This window comes from Lebetimonas sp. JH292, from assembly GCF_000523275.1.
Taxonomy (GTDB): Bacteria; Campylobacterota; Campylobacteria; order Campylobacterales; family Nautiliaceae; genus Lebetimonas.
Genome location: NZ_ATHQ01000001.1, coordinates 558,530 through 580,172 on the forward strand (window position 1 = coordinate 558,530; position 21,643 = coordinate 580,172).

At 32.1% G+C, this 21,643-nt stretch carries 22 protein-coding genes; 7 read left to right on the forward strand and 15 right to left on the reverse strand.

What is annotated here, in order from left to right; translation table 11 throughout:
* Window positions 1-39: 39 nt before the first annotated feature.
* Together DZ64_RS0103400 and typA are read right to left on the reverse strand one after the other, a co-directional pair.
* Window positions 40-1,452 carry a TolC family protein gene (locus DZ64_RS0103400; RefSeq protein ID WP_024789436.1) on the reverse strand — a complete coding sequence of 471 codons (1,413 nt, stop codon included), beginning with the start codon at window positions 1,450-1,452 and terminating at the stop codon, window positions 40-42.
* A gap of 101 nt (window positions 1,453-1,553) precedes the next feature.
* A complete protein-coding gene (gene typA, locus DZ64_RS0103405; protein WP_024789437.1) occupies window positions 1,554-3,359 on the reverse strand; it encodes a translational GTPase TypA in 1,806 nt (601 codons plus the stop codon).
* A 118-nt stretch (window positions 3,360-3,477) separates the two neighbouring features.
* Here typA and DZ64_RS12255 point away from each other — a divergent pair, with 118 nt between their 5' ends.
* From DZ64_RS12255 to DZ64_RS0103435, 6 genes are all read left to right on the forward strand, one after another.
* Entirely contained in the window at window positions 3,478-3,621 is a 144-nt protein-coding gene (locus tag DZ64_RS12255; RefSeq protein WP_156922609.1) for a hypothetical protein, read from the forward strand.
* A 2-nt stretch (window positions 3,622-3,623) separates the two neighbouring features.
* On the forward strand, window positions 3,624-4,298 hold the full coding sequence (locus DZ64_RS0103415) for a flagellar hook capping FlgD N-terminal domain-containing protein (protein ID WP_024789438.1): 675 nt from the start codon (window positions 3,624-3,626) through the stop codon (window positions 4,296-4,298).
* Window positions 4,299-4,374: 76 nt separating this feature from the next.
* On the forward strand, window positions 4,375-4,908 hold the full coding sequence (locus DZ64_RS13125; RefSeq protein WP_024789439.1) for a flagellar hook-basal body complex protein: 534 nt from the start codon (window positions 4,375-4,377) through the stop codon (window positions 4,906-4,908).
* Between the two features lie 209 nt (window positions 4,909-5,117).
* Window positions 5,118-6,287: a flagellar hook-basal body complex protein gene (locus tag DZ64_RS13130; RefSeq protein ID WP_024789440.1), complete on the forward strand. Its 1,170-nt coding sequence runs from the start codon at window positions 5,118-5,120 to the stop codon at window positions 6,285-6,287.
* Window positions 6,288-6,411: 124 nt separating this feature from the next.
* Window positions 6,412-9,000: a flagellar hook-basal body complex protein gene (locus DZ64_RS13885; protein ID WP_024789441.1), complete on the forward strand. Its 2,589-nt coding sequence runs from the start codon at window positions 6,412-6,414 to the stop codon at window positions 8,998-9,000.
* A gap of 37 nt (window positions 9,001-9,037) precedes the next feature.
* The gene (locus DZ64_RS0103435; protein ID WP_024789442.1) at window positions 9,038-10,768 is read left to right on the forward strand and encodes a 6-hydroxymethylpterin diphosphokinase MptE-like protein; all 1,731 of its coding nucleotides are present in this window, start codon (window positions 9,038-9,040) and stop codon (window positions 10,766-10,768) included.
* 29 nt (window positions 10,769-10,797) lie between these two features.
* Here the strand turns inward: DZ64_RS0103435 and DZ64_RS10570 are convergent, their stop codons facing one another.
* The 13 genes from DZ64_RS10570 to DZ64_RS0103500 all read right to left on the reverse strand — a co-directional run bounded on the left by DZ64_RS10570 (window position 10,798) and on the right by DZ64_RS0103500 (window position 20,773).
* Window positions 10,798-12,417, reverse strand: a complete 1,620-nt coding sequence (locus tag DZ64_RS10570; protein ID WP_035003084.1) for a helix-hairpin-helix domain-containing protein — start codon at window positions 12,415-12,417, stop codon at window positions 10,798-10,800.
* Window positions 12,407-12,703 (reverse strand): DUF167 domain-containing protein, encoded by a 297-nt coding sequence (locus tag DZ64_RS0103445; RefSeq protein ID WP_024789443.1) that lies wholly within the window; start codon window positions 12,701-12,703, stop codon window positions 12,407-12,409. The genes DZ64_RS10570 and DZ64_RS0103445 overlap by 11 nt, the downstream gene beginning before the upstream one ends.
* 63 nt (window positions 12,704-12,766) lie before the next feature.
* Window positions 12,767-13,081: a hypothetical protein gene (locus DZ64_RS13145; RefSeq protein WP_236618641.1), complete on the reverse strand. Its 315-nt coding sequence runs from the start codon at window positions 13,079-13,081 to the stop codon at window positions 12,767-12,769.
* Complete coding sequence (locus DZ64_RS10575) at window positions 13,078-13,935, reverse strand: glycosyltransferase N-terminal domain-containing protein (protein ID WP_236618642.1); 858 nt, start codon at window positions 13,933-13,935, stop codon at window positions 13,078-13,080. The genes DZ64_RS13145 and DZ64_RS10575 overlap by 4 nt, the downstream gene beginning before the upstream one ends.
* Window positions 13,936-13,948: 13 nt before the next feature.
* Window positions 13,949-14,677 (reverse strand): zinc ribbon domain-containing protein, encoded by a 729-nt coding sequence (locus tag DZ64_RS0103455; RefSeq protein WP_024789444.1) that lies wholly within the window; start codon window positions 14,675-14,677, stop codon window positions 13,949-13,951.
* Window positions 14,678-14,703: 26 nt separating this feature from the next.
* On the reverse strand, window positions 14,704-15,420 hold the full coding sequence (locus tag DZ64_RS0103460) for a Nif3-like dinuclear metal center hexameric protein (protein WP_024789445.1): 717 nt from the start codon (window positions 15,418-15,420) through the stop codon (window positions 14,704-14,706).
* A gap of 13 nt (window positions 15,421-15,433) precedes the next feature.
* The gene (gene glyQ / locus DZ64_RS0103465) at window positions 15,434-16,303 is read right to left on the reverse strand and encodes a glycine--tRNA ligase subunit alpha (RefSeq protein ID WP_024789446.1); all 870 of its coding nucleotides are present in this window, start codon (window positions 16,301-16,303) and stop codon (window positions 15,434-15,436) included.
* Window positions 16,304-16,730: 427 nt separating this feature from the next.
* The gene (locus DZ64_RS0103475) at window positions 16,731-17,594 is read right to left on the reverse strand and encodes a DUF89 domain-containing protein (protein WP_024789448.1); all 864 of its coding nucleotides are present in this window, start codon (window positions 17,592-17,594) and stop codon (window positions 16,731-16,733) included.
* Window positions 17,591-17,827, reverse strand: coding sequence for a glutaredoxin family protein (locus tag DZ64_RS0103480; RefSeq protein ID WP_024789449.1), 237 nt, complete (start codon window positions 17,825-17,827; stop codon window positions 17,591-17,593). Before DZ64_RS0103480 ends, DZ64_RS0103475 begins: the two co-directional genes overlap by 4 nt.
* A 63-nt stretch (window positions 17,828-17,890) precedes the next feature.
* On the reverse strand, window positions 17,891-18,340 hold the full coding sequence (locus DZ64_RS0103485; RefSeq protein ID WP_024789450.1) for a DUF3972 domain-containing protein: 450 nt from the start codon (window positions 18,338-18,340) through the stop codon (window positions 17,891-17,893).
* The gene (purE, locus tag DZ64_RS0103490; protein ID WP_024789451.1) at window positions 18,340-18,837 is read right to left on the reverse strand and encodes a 5-(carboxyamino)imidazole ribonucleotide mutase; all 498 of its coding nucleotides are present in this window, start codon (window positions 18,835-18,837) and stop codon (window positions 18,340-18,342) included. Before purE ends, DZ64_RS0103485 begins: the two co-directional genes overlap by 1 nt.
* Window positions 18,834-20,090, reverse strand: a complete 1,257-nt coding sequence (locus DZ64_RS0103495; protein ID WP_201768462.1) for a peptidase U32 family protein — start codon at window positions 20,088-20,090, stop codon at window positions 18,834-18,836. The genes purE and DZ64_RS0103495 overlap by 4 nt, the downstream gene beginning before the upstream one ends.
* The gene (locus tag DZ64_RS0103500; protein WP_024789453.1) at window positions 20,090-20,773 is read right to left on the reverse strand and encodes a hypothetical protein; all 684 of its coding nucleotides are present in this window, start codon (window positions 20,771-20,773) and stop codon (window positions 20,090-20,092) included. Before DZ64_RS0103500 ends, DZ64_RS0103495 begins: the two co-directional genes overlap by 1 nt.
* Window positions 20,774-20,828: 55 nt before the next feature.
* Between DZ64_RS0103500 and DZ64_RS0103505 the strand changes: the two genes are divergently transcribed.
* Window positions 20,829-21,608: a histidinol-phosphatase gene (locus DZ64_RS0103505; protein WP_024787249.1), complete on the forward strand. Its 780-nt coding sequence runs from the start codon at window positions 20,829-20,831 to the stop codon at window positions 21,606-21,608.
* Window positions 21,609-21,643: the final 35 nt, after the last annotated feature.

Genomic DNA, 21,643 nt, shown 5'->3' on the forward strand with positions numbered 1-21,643 from the left:
TCCATTTTTCACTACTCACCAATCACTACTCACCAATCACTATTTAACAAAGTCTCCAATGCTTGCTTTAAGTTTAGCCGCCGCAACAGCTTCATCATATTTTGCCTTAATAAGTTCCGCCCTTGCTTTTCTTGCATCCGCCTCTTTCATTAAAAGAATAGTCATATTTATCATTCCCTGTTTATACATATAGGTATATTTTTTTAAAATTTCTTCGGCCAGTTCTTTGTTTGTTAACTTATTTTTTATTATTTTAGTTTTTGTTTTTAAATTCAGATATTTCTGTCTTACATCAAGTGCAATACCTTTTTTCATATATTGATAATAATAGCCTGTCTGAAGTGCTTCGATTTTACTTTTTTCAATGTCGGCGTCTTTGCTCTTATCAAAAATGTTATATTTTAAACCTATTGCCGCCAGCCAGTAATCTTTATCGCTTCTTATATTGGCAACAGTGTTATCATTCCATCCATATTCCAAATGTGCCCCTATCATAGGATAATTTTCGGCAGAATCAAATTTAATCTTTTTTTTCATAGTCTCATAATTTTTTTTCATCCATTTTAAATCGTTTCTGTTTTTTAAAGCCTCTTTAATTAATGTTTTTAAATTACTATTAGGAGAAATAATTACTTCAAAATCACCAACAGACGTAATATCGTAATCATCACTTAGAAATCTTAAATAAGACAAAGCCAGGGCATATTTGTTTTTGGCCTCTTGTAAATATGCATCAACCTGGGAATCCCTTTTTTCGGCTTGCAGTAAATCAATATCTGTTGCCATGCCTTCTTTTTTAAATTCTTTAACCATTTTTACAAAAGAGTTTGTTGTTTCTTTTGCCTTATTTAAAGCGTTTATAAAATATTTAGCGGCAACAGCCCCATTATATGCTTTTAATACTTCCAAAGCCAAAAGAGTTTTATCTCTTTGAAATTTATATTTGTTTGCCAATATCTGAAGTTTTGCCATTTCTTTTGCATAAGTTAATTTAAATCCTGTAAAAATAGGCACTTCATAAACAAAATTTGTAGCAAAATTGCTTCTTGGGGCGGGATAATTTAAATCATGCGGTTTAATAGCTAAAATTCCCTGCATAGCGGCCAAATCCTGAGGTGTTAAAGAATTTGAATTTGCTTTCATCAACGCACCGCCCAAAGGAGCTAAAAAATCGCTGAAGCCAAAGTCGCTGAAAGTGGCTTCCCTGCTGCCTAATTTCATTCCAAACACATATAAGGCGTTATTAGTTATGCTTATTTGCTCGTTAAAAATAAATTTGCCCCATTCCATTCCTCTGGCTTTATCCAAATCGCTTTTGGCTTTGTCAATATTAAGCTTTTTTGCCTTTAGCTCTAAATTATTAGAAAGAGTTTCTTTTAAAACTTCGTTAAATGTCACATTTTTGGCTAAAAGCAGACCTGACAAAGCGGTTAGAATCAAATATTTTTTCATACCGCTCCTTTAAATATTTTTCGAATTGTAACAAAGATTATAAAGATTTTAAGAAGTTATAAGAAAAAGTTATAATAAAAAGGGAGAAAAATTACCTTCTTTTATTTTTTCCTGCTCATTCTTTTTCTCTCAGTCGGATCCAAATATTTTTTTCTTACCCTTATAGATTTAGGGGTAATTTCCACAAGTTCATCATCTTCTATCCATTCAAGGGCTTTTTCAAGAGTAAGCTGAACAGGGGGAACCAGTTTTATCGCTTCATCGCTACCACTGGCACGGACATTGGTTAAATTTTTACCTTTAATAGGATTTACTTCCAAATCGTTACTTCTGCTGTGTTCCCCGACTATCATTCCGTTATAAACTTTATCCCCAGGTTTTATAAACATTCTGCCTCTCTCTTGCAAATTAAATATTGCATATCCTACGGCCACACCGTTTTCCATAGAAATCAAAGCTCCGTTTTTTCTTGTATAAGGTTTGGTAGTGGCGGGTCTAAATTCAAGAAACGAGCTGTTAAGCACTCCCTCACCTTTTGTATCGGTCATAAATTCGCCTCTATATCCTATAAGTCCGCGTGCCGGCATTTCAAATTCAATTCTTGTACTTCCGTCGCTTAAAGGCATCATATTTTTCATAACCGCGCCTCTGGTTCCAAGTTTTTCTATTACAACTCCGCTGTAAATATCCGGTACATCTACAACGACATATTCATAAGGTTCAAGTTTAACCCCGTTTTCCACTTTAATAATAACCTCAGGACGAGACAGGGAAAATTCAAAATCTTCACGTCTAAGGTTTTCAGCAAGAATTGCTATTTGAAGCTCTCCCCTTCCGCTTACTTTAAATTTACCCTCACCCAGTTCTTCTATTTTCATTGCAATATTTGTCTGCATCTCTTTAAAGAGTCTATCCCTGAGTTTAGGAGCTGTTACATTTTTACCCTCAGTCCCCGCAAGAGGTGAATCGTTTACGCTTAAAATAACACTGATGGTAGGTTCTTCTATATGAAGTGCGCCTAAAGCTACAGGATTATTCCTATCGGCAATCGTATCCCCCACATTAAGGGCTTCAAATCCGGCAACAGCCACAATATCCCCCGCTTTCGCCTCGTCAATTTCCATCCTATCAAGTCCTAAAAATCCCATCAGTTTGGTAACTCTTCCGTTTATTTTTTCACCGTCGGCTTTAACCAGTGTTACTTCTTCACCCTTTTTAACTGTACCGTTAAAAATTCTTGCAATTCCTATTCTTCCCACATAATTATCATAATCAAGAGTAAATACCTGCATTTGCAACGGGGCGTTTTCATCACCGGCAGGGGCAGGAATATATTTTGTAATTGCCTCAAAAACAGGAATCATATCATTATTATTATCCTCAAGTTCCCATTTTGCATATCCCTCTTTGGCAGCGGCATAAATTATAGGAAAATCAAGCTGGTCTTCAGTAGCACCCATACTTACAAACAGATCAAACACTTCATCAACAACCCTGTCCGGTTCTGCTGCGGGTTTGTCTATTTTATTTACCACCAAAATAGGTTTAAGCCCGAGTGAGAGTGCTTTTTTTACAACAAATTTAGTCTGGGGCATTACACCTTCCTGGGCATCTACAAGAAGCAATACGCCGTCCACCATTTTCAAAACCCTTTCAACTTCCCCTCCAAAATCACTGTGCCCCGGAGTATCAATAATATTAATTCTGAATTCATTCCATCTGATAGCCGTATTTTTACTTAAAATTGTAATTCCTCTTTCTTTTTCCAAATCATTACTGTCCATTACCCTCTCACCTAAATCTTTCCTTGCGTCAAGGGTGTGGGACTGTTTGAGTAGTTCATCCACAAGTGTAGTTTTTCCATGGTCAACATGGGCTATAACTGCAATGTTTCTAATATTCTTCATTAATTACCTTTAAAAATTTTTGAAATTATACATCAATTTTACTGTTTTCACAATTTCACCATTTTCGCTAAAAACTGCTTGGAATATTTTTTGCTTACTAAAAATAAAAAGGTTTTTAATGCCTCATTTGATAGAATTGTTAACCCTTGCAGATAATAAAACAAAACCGAAAATCAAGCCTACACAAAATTTTTTATTGCAGATTCTAAAAGATATGGAGCCCATTGGAACAATATTTGCTTTAATTTTAAAAAAGGCTTAAAAATGTCATCAATAGCAACTATAAACAACAATGCAACACAGGCCGGCAATGACAAAGTTTACAATCCAAATTCACAGCTCGATAAAAACGCCTTTATGAAGCTGTTTTTAAAACAGCTTGAAATGCAAGACCCTACAAATCCTATGGATACGGATAAAATGCTTGAACAAACTGCGTATCTTTCTACAATGGAAATGAATACAAATATGCAAAAAACCATAAACACTCTCGCCCAAACCCTTACAGCCACAAATCAATTATCCACATTATCATCTATAGGCAAAATGGCCGATACAGGAGAGAGATATATCAATGTAACAGATAATGATACGAAAAAAGATTTTGAATTATATTTTGGAGATAATATACAAAGTGGAAAAGTTCAAATTAAAGATAAAGCTGGAAATATAGTTAAAAAATTTCACCTAAATCCCCATTCCAAAGGAATATTAAGCTTTGAATGGGATTTAAAAGACAATAACGCCAACAGGGTAAAAAGTGACAGTTATGAAGTAAGCGCAACATATACAGACCCTAATGGAAAACAAGAAACAACAGCATTGGGGGCATATCCTATAGAATCAATAAGATTTGAAAACGGAACTGTATATGCTAAATTGGGTAAAAAATATATACCATTTTATTTAATAAAAGAAATATATCAGTGGCAGGGATAATATTTAAATGTTGAATGTTAAATTATGAATATTGAATATTAGATGTTGAATAATTTTGGTTAATAAAAGGATTAAAATGACAAGGTCATTTTTTAACGGTATAAGCGGAATGAAAAGTTTTCAAACGGGGATTGATATTTGGGGAAACAATATCTCAAACATCAATACCGTGGGATACAAAGAAACAAACCCTGAATTTTCTTCTATCTTTTCACAGACTCTGAAAAATTCACCGATATTTTCGGATGTCGGGCTTGGAAGCAGACTCGATGCCAATGCAATTAACTTATCGCAAGGAAGTTTTATTGACTCAGACAATCCTTTCGATATTGCTCTTGGAGGAAAAGGCTGGATAGCGGTTAAAAAAGGAGATGATACCTACTATACAAGAAACGGTTCTTTTAAAAGAGATGCCAACGGATATTTGGTTGATGATAACGGAGATTATTTATTGGTTGCAAATGCAAATAATATAAAAAACAATAACGGAAGCTATGAAATAAACCAAAACATACCTACAGATAATTTAATTAATAATCCCCTATCACCTATTTCTTTGCCAAATTCAATGATTTTACCGGCAATTGCCACAACAAAATCAAATTTTTAACAAACTTAAATGATTCAGATAAAATAACCACAACCGCACCGGCAACTCTTAATAATGATTTCAGTGCATTATATTCAAATGACGAAAAAGATTTAAAAGTAAGAGATGGAGATTCATTTGTTTTTGGATTTGGAAATCCGGCAACATATTCCAATAATTTAATTTCAAGTGAAATATGCATAAACAATGATATTAAAGATGGAAAAGATTTGGTTTATGATTTTACAATCAATGGAAAAGATATTAATCTGACACTTCCTGACGGAAGTACAAAAAGTGAAATTCAAAATGCCCTTGTCAATAAATTAACACAAAATGGAATAGATGCGACGATATCAGACAACGGAATAATGATTTCTAACCCGACAAAAATAATTTTACACTCAAATAATAATAATTTACCAAATATTGCAGCTGAAAAATTAATTTACAAATCCACACCCCAAACAGAAAATGAATTTGACACTATGCAAAATTTAATCGATAAATTCCAGTCCCTAGCAAATAATATCGATCCGAATGTCTCGGTTTCTCTTGACGATAAAGGAAGAATGGTTACAACAAATCCTACCGCTAAAACTGTTAATTCATATCTTCTCAAAACAGAGAATTCCAATGACTTGTTTATTAACAATCTTGGAGGAATAGGAAATGAAATTTATCCCCAGACAAGTACAAAAAGCAATGCTTTTAAAGTAAACAAACAGGATTTCGGCGGGAACATTTATGATACAAACGGTAACAAAGATATAATTTCTTTTTCTTTTACAAAACAAAAAGTTTTAAATAATCAAATAAAATGGAACGGTAAAATAACAGTAAAAGACGATCAAGGCAATATAATCAACACAACAAATCAGAATTTTACTTTTGAACAAAACGGAAAATTACTATCCCCTAAAACATTAACAATAAATTCTCCTCAAACAATAAATATTAACTTCAACTTAACGTCATATACAAAAACAGATAATAAAACAAATTATTCATTTTCTCAAAACGGGCTTGAAAAAGGTTATCTTCAAGGATATGATATCAATGACGACGGAGTTATTTTTGCAAATTTTTCAAATTCCAAAAGTGTGGAGCTCGGACAGATTCCGATTTTCCATTTTCAAAACCCTCAGGGACTTGAAAGTATCGGGGGCAATCTTTTTAGAAAGACCAATAATTCAAATAAAGCATTTTTATATGAAAGCAATGGAGAATACATTCCTTATGCAAAAGTAATTTCTCATAAACTCGAAGCTTCAAATGTAAATTTTGCCGAAGCGATGACAGAGCTTATAATAAACCAAAAAGCATTTTCAGCGGCAGCAAAAACTGTAACAACCAGCGATGAAATGATACAAAAAGCAATTAATTTAAAAAGAGGATAATATAGTAGTGAATAGTGAGTGGTGAGTGGTGAGCTTGCCGGCCGCTTGAAAAGCGGCGGGGTGGGTAATTGAAAAAGGAATGAATTTTGCTTGGTAAAAAAAACTTTATTTAAAGGAATGAATCATGATGAGAAGTCTTTGGAGCGGGGTTAGCGGCCTAAACGCTCATCAGGTTGCAATGGATGTAGAAGCTAACAACATTGCAAATGTAAATACTGTAGGATTTAAATACTCTAGAACCAATTTTCAAAATCTTTTAAGTCAAACAGTAAAAAGCGCTACTGCACCGCAGGGAAAACTCGGTGGAAAAAATTCACTTCAAATAGGTCTTGGAACAAGTGTCAGCGCAGTTGAAACATTGTTTAAACAAGGAAGTATTCAAAATACCGACAAAAATACAGATATGGCAATTAACGGAGACGGTTTTTTTGTTGTGAGTGGAGACGGAGGAAAAACATATAAATATACAAGAGCCGGAGATTTTACATTTGATGCAAACGGTAATTTTGTTGACCCAAACGGAATGATAGTACAAGGATGGCTTGCAGACCCGGACACACATACAATAGATACCGCAAAAGGGGTTCAGCCGATATCTATTCCACCAGGTCTTACCACACCGGCAAACGCTACAAGTAAAATTCAAATAAAAGCAAATCTAAACAGTGGGGATCATATTAAAGAAATGAGCGGAACAAGACCTACTATTGATCAGACTGCAGATATTAGCGGATTATATAATGCAAGTGGAGAACAATTATCTTTAACCCCTGATAAAGACACTTTGACTTTGGCAATAGAAGATGCAAACGGAAATATAAACAATTATACATTTACTTACGGAAAAAGCACATCAAATACAGACAGAAAATTTACCACCATAAAAGATTTATTAGACGAAATCAATGAAATAATAAAAGATCCAACCGGTACAAAACCATCATCAGAATACAAAGTTTATTTAAACGGAAACGGACAAATTGTGGATCCGGAAAACAAAATAAAAACAGAAACCACACTTTCATCTACCAATACGGAATTAGAAAATATTTTCAAAGGTTTAAACGGACCCTCAACCACTACAGAGCCTATGAAATCCTTAAAAAACAGTTTTATCGGTGCCGACGATGTAGGCGAGCTTTTTAATGCAAGCGGTGATGCGTTTAATATAGAAGAAGGACAGGGAATTAAAGTTAATATAAACGGACTTGGGGAAACAAGAAATTTCATATATTCAAAAACACCAATAAATGAAACCGAAGGCTGCGGAAGTGCAAGCGGCTCTTATCAGCCAAAGGAAAATACCGTTTCTGATTCGAATGAAGGGCTTCACTGGTTATATAATTCCACAACAAATGATGATAATAACCGTGCATTTATGAATGTCAATCAAAAAATATCATTCCAAATTGATAAAAACGCAGACGGAATAATAGATGACACATTAACATATGTTTATGGAAAAGATTTCCAGACATTCAGTGATTTATGCTGCCTTTTGAATTCAGATTTTACAAGCAATAATATAAATGACAATGTAAGTTTTGAAAACGGTAAAATGAAAGAAACCCAGGATATAATTAAAAATGTACAATTAAAAGATTCCAATGGAACAATCAATGATTCAAATTCAAACACCCCTCTTGGGAAATTGTCTCAAATTTTCAAATCTTTGGGCAACGGCACATCAACAGATACATTTTATAAAAATGATACATATTATTTTCACGATATTCAGGATTTGGCATATGTATGGCAATTGGCGATAGATGACAGCGGAGATACTTCAAATTCAACATCCGGAAACAGCGGTATTGTTTCAATAGATGAAAACGGAAAATTAAATATAAAAAACACCTCAGCAAATTCATTTAATATAAATTTATCTGGTTATCCGAATGATGAAAAAGACAATGATTTATTTACGGAAGCTTTTTCACCGATAAACGGAAGTTTGGCAGCAGGAGGATCAACCTTTTCACAGGCTATTAATGCTGCAACTCACACAACAAGCATTGATGTGTTTGATTCGCTTGGCAGCAAGCACACTTTAACACTTCATTTCAGAAAAGCACATACATCTGAAAATCCGAACGATCCGACAGTTTGGAAATGGTATGCCGATGTCCCGGCACCTTCGTCTCTTGATCAGCCGGCAAACGGATATGTAAAATTTAATCCTGACGGAAGTATAAATTCCTATAATCCTCCTAGTTTAATATTTAATCCTAACAACGGAGCCAATTCAGGACAGGCCCTACAGCTTGATTTAGGAAACATTGGCAAATTTGACGGAATCACATCTTTTGAAGCGCCTAGTTCCACTAGCGGACAGACGCAAAACGGTTATCCGGGAGGAGATTTGCAAAGTTTAGTAGTTGATCAGACAGGAACGGTAATAGGGGTATTCTCCAACGGCAGAAGTTATTCCCTAGCCCAGGTTGCATTAGCAAAATTTGTCAATAACGAAGGCTTGATGAGCGAGGGTGGAACACTGTTCAACGCTTCGCCAAATTCAGGTGAACCGATAGTAGGAACTGCCGGAACAGGGGGAAGAGGTGCTGTTCAGCCAAGTGCTCTTGAAATGAGCAATGTTGATTTAAGCAGAAGTTTAACTCAGTTAATTGTAATTCAAAGAGGATTTCAGGCAAATTCAAAAACTATTACAACAAGTGATGAGATGTTAAATACACTTTTACAGCTTAAAAGATAGTATAATTCGCTAAAACTTCTGTTTTAGCGGAGAAATTATGAATCTTTTTCAAAAAAATATAAATTTTTTTTATCAAAACATTCCTTCGTTTTATAAATTAATAACTTCAATAAAAACAAGAAGATACCAGCTTGTAAACAATAATATACTTGATACACAAACAAATACTTATCTTTATCCAAATTCTATTGATGAAGATTCAATCATATTTTCATATAATCCTGTACAAAATTCTTTATGGGAAAAAAATTTTTTTTATATTAATCCAGAAGAATTAGATGAAAAAGAATTTTATTTAACAGGCAAAATAGTAAATTCTTTAACTGATAAAGCTAAAAACTTAAATTACACCGATGGATTTTATTTTGAAGATAATTTTTTACCTGCAACTGTTATTTTAGGATTATTATCAGGCAAACATATAGAAATATTAGCGCAAAAACATAATTTTCAGTCTCTTTTTATATATGAACCGGAACCGGAATTTTTTGCAATAAGTCTGTATTTTATAGATTATGAAAAACTTTATAAAAAATTAAGAGGAAAACTGTTTGTTTTCATAAAAAATAAAATTAATTATTTTGCAATTGAAAAATTTTATTTTGAAAGAATCATAACGTCAAATTTTGCCAGATTCACCCTCACCACCTATGAAAACAAATTTATAATAGATGCCAAAAATAAATTTAATAAAATTTCCGTTTTAAAAAACAGAGGATGGGGAACTTTCGAAGATGAAATAAAAGGAATAAAAAATCATTTGCAAAATATTGAAAAATATCCTCTGTTAAATAAATCCAAAAAATTAAATATTCCTGTTTGTATAGCAGCCAATGGAAAAAGTTTGGAAAAAAATATTGAATTTATTAAAAAAAACAAAGATTCCATGATAATAATTTCAGTAGGAACTGCGCTTAAACCTTTAATAAAAGCAGGATTGCAAAGTGATTTTCATATAGAACAGGAAAGAATAGATACATTAATTGAAGCTTTAAAAGATATATTACCAAATTACAGGGGTTATTTTTTAGGAGCAAGTGTTGTAAATCCAAAAATTTTCCAAATGGCAAAAAAACCTTTAATGTATATCAGGGAAGCTTTTACACTGGAAAACAATTATTTTACTTTAAAATATTCCTCCCCAATAGTCGGAAACACAGGTATGGCATTTGCAAGTGAATTTAGTAATGAAATATATCTATGCGGAATGGATTTAGGTTTCAGACTGGGGGAGAGAAAACATTCATATGGAAGTTTTTATGACAATAAAGAAGACACAGAACAAAAAGGGATTAAAGTAAAAGGAAATTTAAGTGATGATATATATAGCGATTCATTGTTTTTAAGCAGCAAAAGCAATATAGAAAAATTAATAAAAGAAAAACAGACAAATGTTTATAATTTAAGTGATGGTGCTTATATTGAGGGTTCAGTTCCAATAAAAGACAAAAAATTACCTATTATTGATAAAGAAAAATACATACGAAAAATAATAAACTGTTTTAATAAAACTGATTATAAAGATGAAAAACCGGATATTAAAAATCTGCTTTTGGCAATAAGCAAAGCTATGGATATAAAAATTGATTCAAAAGAAAAACTTACATCGCTTATTGAAGGGCTTGAAGATTTGATTAAAACATATGAGCAAATCGACAAATCCGGGTTTTTGCTTCTTAGAGGCTCTTTATTCCATATTTTAAATAATTTATACATCCTCTCGTATAAAATAGATTTTAAAAATTATAATAAACTCACAAAAAAATAAAAAAAGAAATGTTTAAATTTAATGAAATTTTAAATAAAATTTTTTAACGTATTAATTAAATCTTCCCTCTCAGCCCAGCCTCTTCTTGCCTGATTCAATCCGTATTTCATATTATAAAGCTCTTTTTTATTTGTAGCATAAGAATTAATGCACATTCTTACACCCGTTTCTTTTGCAAGTTTTATTTTAGAATCATCCAAATCAAGCCTATCTCTTCTTGCATCAATTTCGAGTATTTTATTTTTTTCTTTAGCTGCTTTTAATATTTGCTCAAACTCAATATCGATTCCGTCAAATTTCTGAATTTTTCTGCAAATTGGATGTGATAAAACATCAATATGATTTAAAGCGTTGATTATTCTTTTTGTCTGGATAACTTTATCTAAATTAAAATTATCCTCCACACTTCCGTAAACTATATCAAAATCTTTAATTTTATCTTTCGAATAATTTAATTCACCGTTTTTATCTATTTTACATTCAATAACACTGTAAATTTTCAGTTTTGATTTTAATTTTTTTATTTTTTCCAAATCTTCAATATTTTTTGTACAAATTCCCAAAAATTCATAACCTTTTTTTTCAGCCTCATCGATAATTTCTTTAATGTTTTTATTAAAATAAACTTTTAAATCTCCTTTTATATCATCCTCCCTCACAAGTTTTGGTAAATTATTATTTTTAGCAGCTTCAATTTCCCCCCTGTTTTCTCTGAGTTCAGGTTCTATATATCTTAGTCCCATTGTTTCATACACTTCTTCTTCGCTTTTTCCGGCAATTCTTTTTGTCCCTTTGTATATTCCATATTCATTTACTTTTAGCCCCATATCTATTGCCATTTTTCTTATTGCTATATTGTGAGCTTTGCTTCCTGTAAAATAATGAAGAGCACTTCCGTAACTCTCTTTTGTAACCGCCCTGAGGTCAATCTGGAGAGAATTGTCCAAAAAAACCGTACTTCTTGTTAAACCTTTTGAATATACTTCTTTTACCCTTTTATAGTTTGTAAAATATTCACTTACTTTCATATAATCATCCGCAATAACCAAAATATCCAAATCTCCGACTGTTTCTTTTCTCCTTCTGTAACTTCCGGCAATATCTACAATTTCGACACCTGGGAAATCAAGTAAATATTTTCTGATTTCTTCTGCCACTTCTTCAACATCGGCCCATAAAAATCTGATACCGGCTTTTTTAAGCTGCTTAACACCTTTTAATATTTTTTCAATCAGTTTAGGGCCAAATCCGGGAAGTTTATCAAGCTCACCGTTTTGGGCATATTTTTTAAGTTCTTCAAGACTTGTAATATGAAAAGCGTCATAAATTTCTTTTATTCTTTTTGGACCGAGGCCTTCAATGCTAAGCATATCAATAAGTCCCAGAGGAATCTGTTTTTTAAGCTCTTCCAGTTTGGAAAATTTTCCTGTAGTTACTATTTCTTTTATATATTCGCTCAAATCATGCCCTATTCCAGGCAATTTTGTTAAATCAAACTCCTCTTTTACTAGCTTTTCAAAATCTTTACTCGATCCTTCAACAAGCCTTGCGGCATTCCTGTATGCTCTTACTTTAAACGGATTTTCCCCTTTTATATCAAGCAAATCCGCTGTAAGAGAAAGTATCTTGGCAATTTCACTATTGCTCATTGTATTCCTTTAAAAATTCTTTTATTTTTTCATTAAGCGGCAATATAATTTGCTTCCTTTTACTTGTTTCTCCTTTTATTATTATATCGCTTTTGGGAATCTTAAATGTTTTGGATAAAAATTTAACCAATTCTTTATTTGCCGCACCCTCTACAGCAGGAGCTTTTATGTTTATTTTTAGATTGTCTCCATAAAGACCTGCTATTTTATTTTTTGAAGAATTTGGCTGCGCTTTTACATAAATTATAACTTTATCATCTTTTATTTCATAAAATTTTGCATTCACATTCATCCTTCACATTTTATTTTTCACTACTCACAACTTACCACTCACTATTCACTAAATAAATTATCCATTTTCAATTATTTCAATTATTTTATCTAAATCTACTCTGTTTTTTATTTTTGTTGGTTTTGCAGTTTTTATTTTCTCATTTATTTCATCAACTCCGCAAATTTCAATATTTTCAACTTCATTATATAACGCTGTTTGGTTAAAATAATATTTACCGCTGATTATAGGTTTATTAAAATAAGCAGCCTCAATCGGATTATGCCCTCCCACATTGTCAACAAAGCTTCCCCCTAAAATTACAATATCGGCAACTTGATATAAATTAATCAGCTCTCCCATCTTATTAATTAAAATCAAATCTTCATTCAAATTAACTTTTCATTTTTCATTATCCATTTTCCATTTTCCATTAAAAATTTTTCGCTTAATCGTTCCATTTTCCCATACTTTTTCATAATATTATATACTTCGTCAAATCTTTCCGGATGTCTTGGTACCACAGCAACCTGAAATTTATTTAAATCAAGCTCCGACAAAATCAGCTCTTCTTCGTTTTTGTGCGTTGAAGCCAAAATAATCAAAGGCTTTTTTTTAATAAACTCGGTTGTAATTTTTGGATTAAAATATGTCTTTATATTTCCTGTAACTTTTATATTTTTTGCCCCTAAGTTCAAAAGCCTTTTTTTATCCTCCTCGCTTTGTGCCAAAACAATATCAATATTTTCAAAAATTTTTTTATAAAACCATTTAAATTTAAGATACTTGGGATAACTTTTTTCACTAATTCTGGCATTTAGTAAAACCGTCTTATTACATCTTCTTTTTGCAAGATAAAAAAACATATACCATAATTCGGCTTCCATTACCACTAAAGTTTTACAAGGTTTTAGCCAAAAAGGTAAAAAAATCTCAAACGGCAAAAATCTGAGATGAACATTTTTATATCTTTTTGCTTCGGCATAACCCGTATTGGTTATTACACTTAAATTAACTTCATCAAACTGCTCAATAAGCGGTTTTAATGCTTTTGTTTCACCAAGGGAACATGCATGGAAATAATATAGTTTTTTTGTAAAAGGAGGATTGTTTATCAGAAAAAATCTGGAGGGGATAGATTTTTTGTATTTTTTTTTAAAGCTGAGATAAATTAAAAAAGGAATTGAAATTAAATATAAAATAAAAAGAAAAAAAAGATAAAAAAAATTAAATATTACATTTTTCACTACTCACAACTCACTACTCACTACTTTCACTGTTTTCACTTTCTTCAACAAACAACACTCTTCCGCAATGAGGACAGGTTACTATTTCTTCACCTTTAATCACTTCTGTATAAACTTTATCGCTGATTTTCATATTACAACCGCTGCATGCCTGTTTTCTGACAGGAGTTACAGCAGTTATACCCGCCCATCTCTTAATTTTTTCATAAAATCTGTAAATTTGAGGATTCATTTCATTTATAAGTTTTTCTTTTTTCTTATAAATTGCTTCTTTTTGTTTTTTTACTGTTTCCAGTTTTTTTTCAACATCAACACTCAAAACAGTGATTTCAGAATCTATTTTTTCAATCTCTTTTTTTATATTTTCTTTTTCTTCATTTTTAAGTTCAAGCTGTTTTTCAAATTTTGCAATTTCTTCGTTTGCCGCTTCAATTTGTTCACGTGCCAGTTCCTCTTCTATTTGAAGTGCTTTAAATTCTTTTTCTGTTTTTGCTTTACTCTGTTTTTCTTCTATAGAAATAAGTTTATCTTTAAGCTCTTTTATTAATAATTCGTTTTTACTTTTTTTTAGTTTAATATTTCTAATCTCTTCTTCAAGTTTTTCGAGTCTCTCTTCAAGAGCTTTTTTCTGGTTTTCAAATTTGGTTACAGGAGCTTTAATATTAATCTCAACAGGTTCGAGTTCTTTCAATTTCCTTTCATATCCGTTGAGTTCTATTAACTCTTTTAAAAATTTATTCATTGCTGACCTTTTTTATTGGAATTATATCAAATTAAGCTAAAAGGATTAGATGAATTGATTTTTATAATTTCAATCTCCATATCTTTTATATCATCGTATAATGCGTCCGCAAAATATTTTTCACTTTCAAAATGTCCTACATCAATCAGACTGATTCCTCTCGCTTTTACATCCATAGCTTCATGATACTTGATATCCCCCGTTAAAAAACAATCAGCTTTTATCTGGTCTAATAAGCTCATTCCGCTGCCTGTTGTAACCGCAACTCTTTTTATAAAATCATTGGCTTTTACCACCCGTATATATTTTAATTTCATTTTTTCTTTTACTAAGTTGACCAGTTTGTCAAATTTCATATAAACCTCACTGTAAAAAATAAAATCTTCCTGAATTCCCTCTATTTCTAAAATTTTTTTAGCAAAATAATTATTTAAATGTGTTTTGTCAAAATTGGTATGCATTGCAATTAATGAACAGTTTTTTTGGATAAGTTTAATTAAATATTTTGTAGAAAAAGAATTGAAATTTACTTTTTTTATACCTTTAAAAATCAAAGGATGATGCGTAATAATCAATGAATTCGGCTTTATTTTTTCAATTACACTATCATCAATATCAAGAGATAAATATATCCTTTCAATCTTTTCATTTATACCAACATTTATTCCGCTGTTGTCCCACTCTTCCTGAAGTGAAAAAGGGCTTATTTCATCCAAAAATTTATAGATATCCTTTAATTTCATATATTACCTTTCACTATTCACTACTTTCACTACTTTCACCATTTTCACTCTCCACATATTTCTCGGCCACCATTTTGGCAAGCTCTCTTATTTTTAAAATGTAATTTTGCCTTTCTGTTTGGGAAATAGCTTTTCTCGCATCCAACACATTAAACACATGGCTGGCCATTATTGTATAATCATATGCAGGAAGCGCTAAATTATTTTCTATACATTTTTTTACTTCATTTCTGCAGTCTTCAAACCATCTAAAAAGCATATCAACACTGGCCACTTCGAAATTGTATTTTGAAAATTCATATTCGCTTCTTTTGTGCATATCTCCGTAAGTTGTAGATTCATTCCATTTTATATCAAATACATTATCAACTCCCTGAAGATACATTGCAAGTCTTTCCGTACCATATGTGATTTCAACCGGCACAGGAAATGTTTTAATACCCCCGACTTGCTGAAAATATGTAAACTGGGTAACTTCCATACCGTCAAGCCAAACTTCCCATCCGAGACCCCATGCTCCGAGTGTGGGTGATTCCCAGTTATCCTCCACAAACCTTACGTCGTGTTCAGCAAGATTTAATCCTAAATATTCGAGAGATTCTAAATACATATCCTGGATATTCTCAGGACTCGGTTTCATAATAACCTGAAACTGATAATAAGCCCCCAGCCTGTTTGGATTTTCACCGTATCTTCCGTCTGTCGGTCTTCTGCTCGGCGCCACATATGCCACATTCCAAGCACCTTTTCCAAGACTTCTTAAAAGAGTTGCCGGATGAAACGTCCCGGCCCCACTTGGAAAATCATAAGGCATTACAATATTACAGCCTTTGTTTTTCCAGAATTCCTGAAGTTTCAAAAGTAAATCGCTAAAATATATCATTTCTCCTTTTTTTTTATTGCATGATTGTAAAGGATGTGAAAAAAAATTCTCCACGAAATAATCAAAATCAAACCTTTTATCTCCACAATCACATAAATGTACCTTTTTAGCGCCTTTTTAAAGTTAATGTATTGGAATAATTTATACAATTCTGAATTAACAAGAATTAAAAAATACTTTGGTTTAACCAGCTTTTTTTCAAAAGCATCAGCAATTTCTTCTTCATTATTAATATTTTTTTTGAAAGTATTGTTTTTAAAATCAATTTTTTTTCATTTTTTTTCTTTATATTTATATTTATATTTTCTAAAAGTTTTGTTATTTTTTTTTGATATAAAATTTAAAAGATTTTTAAAATTTTCAAGATTATATAAAATTTTTCTTTTTCTAAAAGATTAAAAAAAAGCACCTCTGCACATTTCAGTAGTCATTTCTCACCTTTCAATATTACATTGTCGCCTTTTTCACATCCGCATGCATTTGCTACTACACCGCATTTTACTTTAAACAGATAAAAGACTTCCCTTCCGCATTCACCAAACAAAACTTCAAAATTACCCATTCCCTTACTAATTACTAAATCAGCATTATAAAATATTTCCTTGCTTTTGGAATTTGCATATTTTAAACTAAATCCCGGAGTATCCACTCCCGTATCAATAATTTCGGCAAAATTACTGATTTCAGAGCCTTTTAAATCATTAACGGTTATATCATTAATTATAGGTTTTCCTCTTACTAAATAATAAACTTTTATTTTTGGATATATTTTTTTAATCACCTTGATTAAAATTTCATCAAAAACATTTTCTCCCGCATTGTCTGCCAGATAACACAATGTTTTAGCCTTTTTTAATTTATTTTCTAATTTATTAAAATCATTATGGATAAAATTCATATTAAAAATATTTTCAATTTCTTTGTTTAAATCATACTCCTGGTTTACTCCCAAATCTATTATATTTCCCGCAATGGCGATTTTACAGGCATCGAAAAGAGGGCTTTTGGAATTTTTTAATTTTTCTTCCAAAAGCGGCTTAAAATTTAAAGCCTCTTTTATTGAAATCTCTTTCTCTTTTTTAAAAGGGTCGTTTATATTTAATTTTTTTCTGATATATTCATAAACTTCTTTAGCGATATCCGGAGGGGTAAAAGATAAATCGTATTTGGATAAAATCAAAGCGACACCCCTTAATATATTACTTGCTTTGTTTTCATCCAAATAAAGTCTTTTGGTGACATTCAAAGCCTGATTATAGATACATACGTAACAATCTCTTTTTATTTTCATTTAATTTCAAGCTCCTTTTTAATAGCTGCTTCATTAAAGCCGCAAATCCATCTGCTTCCCACCAAAATTACGGGCACCCCCCTGCATCCGTGCCTTTCACAGTCTTTTGCCGCTTTAGGGTCTTTACTTATATCAACTTTATTAAACCTGATTTTATTTTTTCTAAAAAACTGTTCGGCCCTGCTGCACCAGACACATCCAGGAGCCGTAAATAAAACCACTCTTTTTGCCATTACTCCTCCTTTTTGTATAATGTTAAATGTTTAATGTTAGATGTTAAATTCATAATTCAACATTTATTTTTCACTTTCTTTCTTAAGCACTCTTCCCCACATAAGTTTATATTTTTTCCTGCAAAATTCAAGCTCATCCTGAGTAATTTCAAGCTGTTTTTGAAGCCTTTGAATTGTAATTTTAGCTTCTTCGTAAATTTCCTGTAAAGAATAGATGGATTCTTTCAAAAATCTGTTTTCATCTTTTAGCGATTCAATGGTTTCATCTTTGCTCATAAGCACTTTTTCATGCATATTCAGAAATGTCGCCAATGTTTTTTTAGCTATGTCATTACTGTTTACAATTTCTATTTCATTTAAAGGCACTATTTGATTTGTGTTTTCCGCTTCTATATAAATAATACCATCACTTTTTTTACATTTAAGTTTTTTTTCTTTGCATAAGGAAAAAATCTCTTTTTTACTTTTACCGCTTATTTTTTCAAATTCTTCTATTGTCAAAAGAGTTTTCATTAATCTAATTTCACCTCAACTTCTAATGAATCCATTTCAACTTTTTTAGCCTGTGCAATTCTGTCTTCTTCAAGTTTTGCATTCAGCTCTTCGTCACTCAAAGCCAAAATCTGAAGAGCCAAATACGCCGCATTTTTAGCTCCCGCTTTACCGACTGCAAGAGTCGCAACGGGCATACCGCCCGGCATCTGCACGGTGGAAAGAAGTGCATCAAGCCCGTCCATCATTCCGCTCGGCATTGGAACACCGATTACAGGTCTAGTTGTAATTGATGCAACAACACCTGCTAAATGTGCGGCCATTCCCGCCCCACATATAAAAACTTTAGCGCCCCGTTCTTCGGCATCTTTTACATATGCATGAGTCCTTGCAGGGGTTCTGTGGGCGGATGTAATCAACACTTCATAAGGAATTTGAAATTTTTCTATAACTTTTATTGCCTCTCTCATTATTTCATAATCGCTTTTACTTCCCATTAATACACTTATAAATTTCATACCTCTTCCTTTCTTAAAAACGTCAAATAAGGGAGTTTACAGGGCAATTTTATCGGATTTAGATTACCGCTGTGAACACTGCTTAATTCTTTGTTGCCTTGTGTAATAATTTTATTTAATTTAAGCAGCCACCTGCCGTTTTCATTATAAACTTTACCTATTTCATTTTCACAAGGTGTAATTTTAACATTTTTTGGCAGTACTATTTCAAGCACATCGCCGGGATATGTTTTATATTTACACATAAAATGGCCGCCATCTTCTGTCACAACTCCGCTTACCTGCCAGTTTCCGGTGGTTAATGAAGTTTCCAGATTTTGGGTATCATTTCTAACATATGGTCTTTTAACAATATATGCATCACTTAAACCTCTGTTTTTAGTAGTTAAAATTTCATTCAAATATTTTTTGCATTCACATTTTCCACTGTTAAGATATTCATCTATGGCATTTCTGTAAGCTTTTGTTACAACACCGACATAATAAGGCGCTTTTGTTCTCCCTTCAATTTTCACCGAATCAATTACACCGGATTTTAAAATTTCAGGAATATGTTCAATCAGACATAAATCTTTTGCATTCATTATATAAGTGCCGTCTTGATATTCTTCTAATTTAAACATTTTTCCAGTTTCTGGGTTTTCGGCATAAAGCACATAAGGATACCTGCAGTCATTCGCACAGCTTCCTTTATTGGGATTTCTTCCAAACTGAACGGCGCTTAAAAGGCATCTCCCCGAATATGCAAAACACATAGCCCCGTGAACAAATATTTCTATTTCAATATCAGGCACTTTTTGTTTAATTTTTATCAAATCTTTTAATGTGGCTTCCCTTGCGGCAATTATTCTTTTAACACCCAAATCCCTGTATGCTTTATAATCCCATGAATTCAAGGCATTTGCCTGAGTTGAGAGATGAATGTCAATTTCTGGCGCTATTTCTTTTGCTTTCATTAAAACGCCAAGCGTTGAAATTATAAAAGCGTCAACACCCGTTTCTTTTAGTTTTTTTATATGGGATTCTATAAGCGGAAGCTGATTTTCAAATGGAAAAGCATTCACGGTGGCATAAACTTTTACACCTTTTTTGTGGGCATATTTAACAGCTTCATTAAATGTGTCATAATCGAACTCTTTTCCGCTGTGACACCTCAGGGAAAAATGGCTCACTCCGGCATAAACGGCGCTTGCCCCGTAGGCAATGGCAATTTTTAATTTTTCAAAATCTCCGGCAGGTGCAAGAAGTTCCACTATTTGGCTCCGAATTTTTCAAGCAGTTTTTCAATATCTTCGTCACTCACCACTTCTTCTGTTTCATCACCCTGAAGGTGTTTTGCGCTTTTGACTCTTGCTTCATCTTCAATTTTTCCTTCAAAAAGCCTGTTCATATATTTTATAAGAGCCCTCATTATATTTATAACCCTTTCTATTTTTTGCCTGTGTATATCCTGATACTGCATAATATCCATTACGGTAAATATTTCATTTTCGGCCGATTCGTTTTCTTTTGAAATCTGCTCTGCGATTTTTATTATTTCTTCCGTTTTTTGGAGTTCTTCTTCAAATTTTTTAATATGTGGAAACATATTGTGAAGTTTTGTAAAAAGAGCTTTTTCTTCAGTTAAAAATTCTATAATTTTTTTAATTTTTTCGTTTGTATCGCTTATTGTGGCAGAAATTTCATCCATTTTTTCCAAAATCTGCACCGCCTTTTCTTCACTCTCTTTTGTAACTTCGTCAAGCTGCGCCACAACTTTGTTTTTTGAATCCGCAGGAGGAGGAGTTATAGGCTCACCTTCATCAACATTTTCATTATCTTTAGTTTCTTCTTTTACTTCCTCTTTTTCTTCTGTTTTTGAATCTTCTGTTTCATCTATATTATCTATATCGTCTAAACCCCCCGCCATTAAAGCGTCTAATTCTTCCTGGGTCATAACTCACCTCATTTTTTTAATTAATTATATATAATTTCACTAAAAAAGGCAAAACATGCTTATTGATATTCACAACCACACACCCCTTTGTAATCACGCCACAGGCATCCCCGAAGAATTTATAAAAAAAGCGATAGATAAAGGAATAGATATATACGGTTTTGCAGACCATGCGCCGATGGATTTTGATAAAAAATACAGAATGGGCTTTGAAGATATGCCGAAATACGAAAATGAAATAAACGCTTTAAAAGAAAAATATAAAGACAAAATAAAAATTCTTTTAGGGTATGAAGTGGATTTTACGCCTTTTATTGATAAAAGAGTGCTTGAGAGAAAAGTGGATTTTTTAATAGGAAGCGTTCATTTTCTAAACAACTGGGGTTTTGATAATCCCGAATTTATTAAAGAATGGGGAAAAAGGGATATTGATGACGTTTATAAAGAATATTTCTCCAAAATAAAAGAAATGGCTGAATCTAAACTGTTTGACATAGTGGGACATCTTGACTTAGTGAAAGTTTTCGGCTTTAAACCTAAAAAAAATATAAAAGATCTGGCAAAAGAAGCGATAAAAGCCATTAAAAAATCCGATATGGCAGTGGAAATAAACACTTCAGGTCTTAGAAAAAAAGTAAATGAAATTTATCCGTCTGTTGAATTATTGAGAATAATTAAAGAAGAAGGAATAGATATCACATTCTCAAGCGATGCGCATAAACCTCAGGATGTAGGATACAAAATCACTCAAGCAGTAGAACTTGCAAAAAAAATAGGATTCAGTGAAGCTGTTTATTTTGAAAAGAGAAAAAAACAGAAAATTAAATTAACATAAATTTAAACTATTAGTATTAAACTACGTAAAAAAAG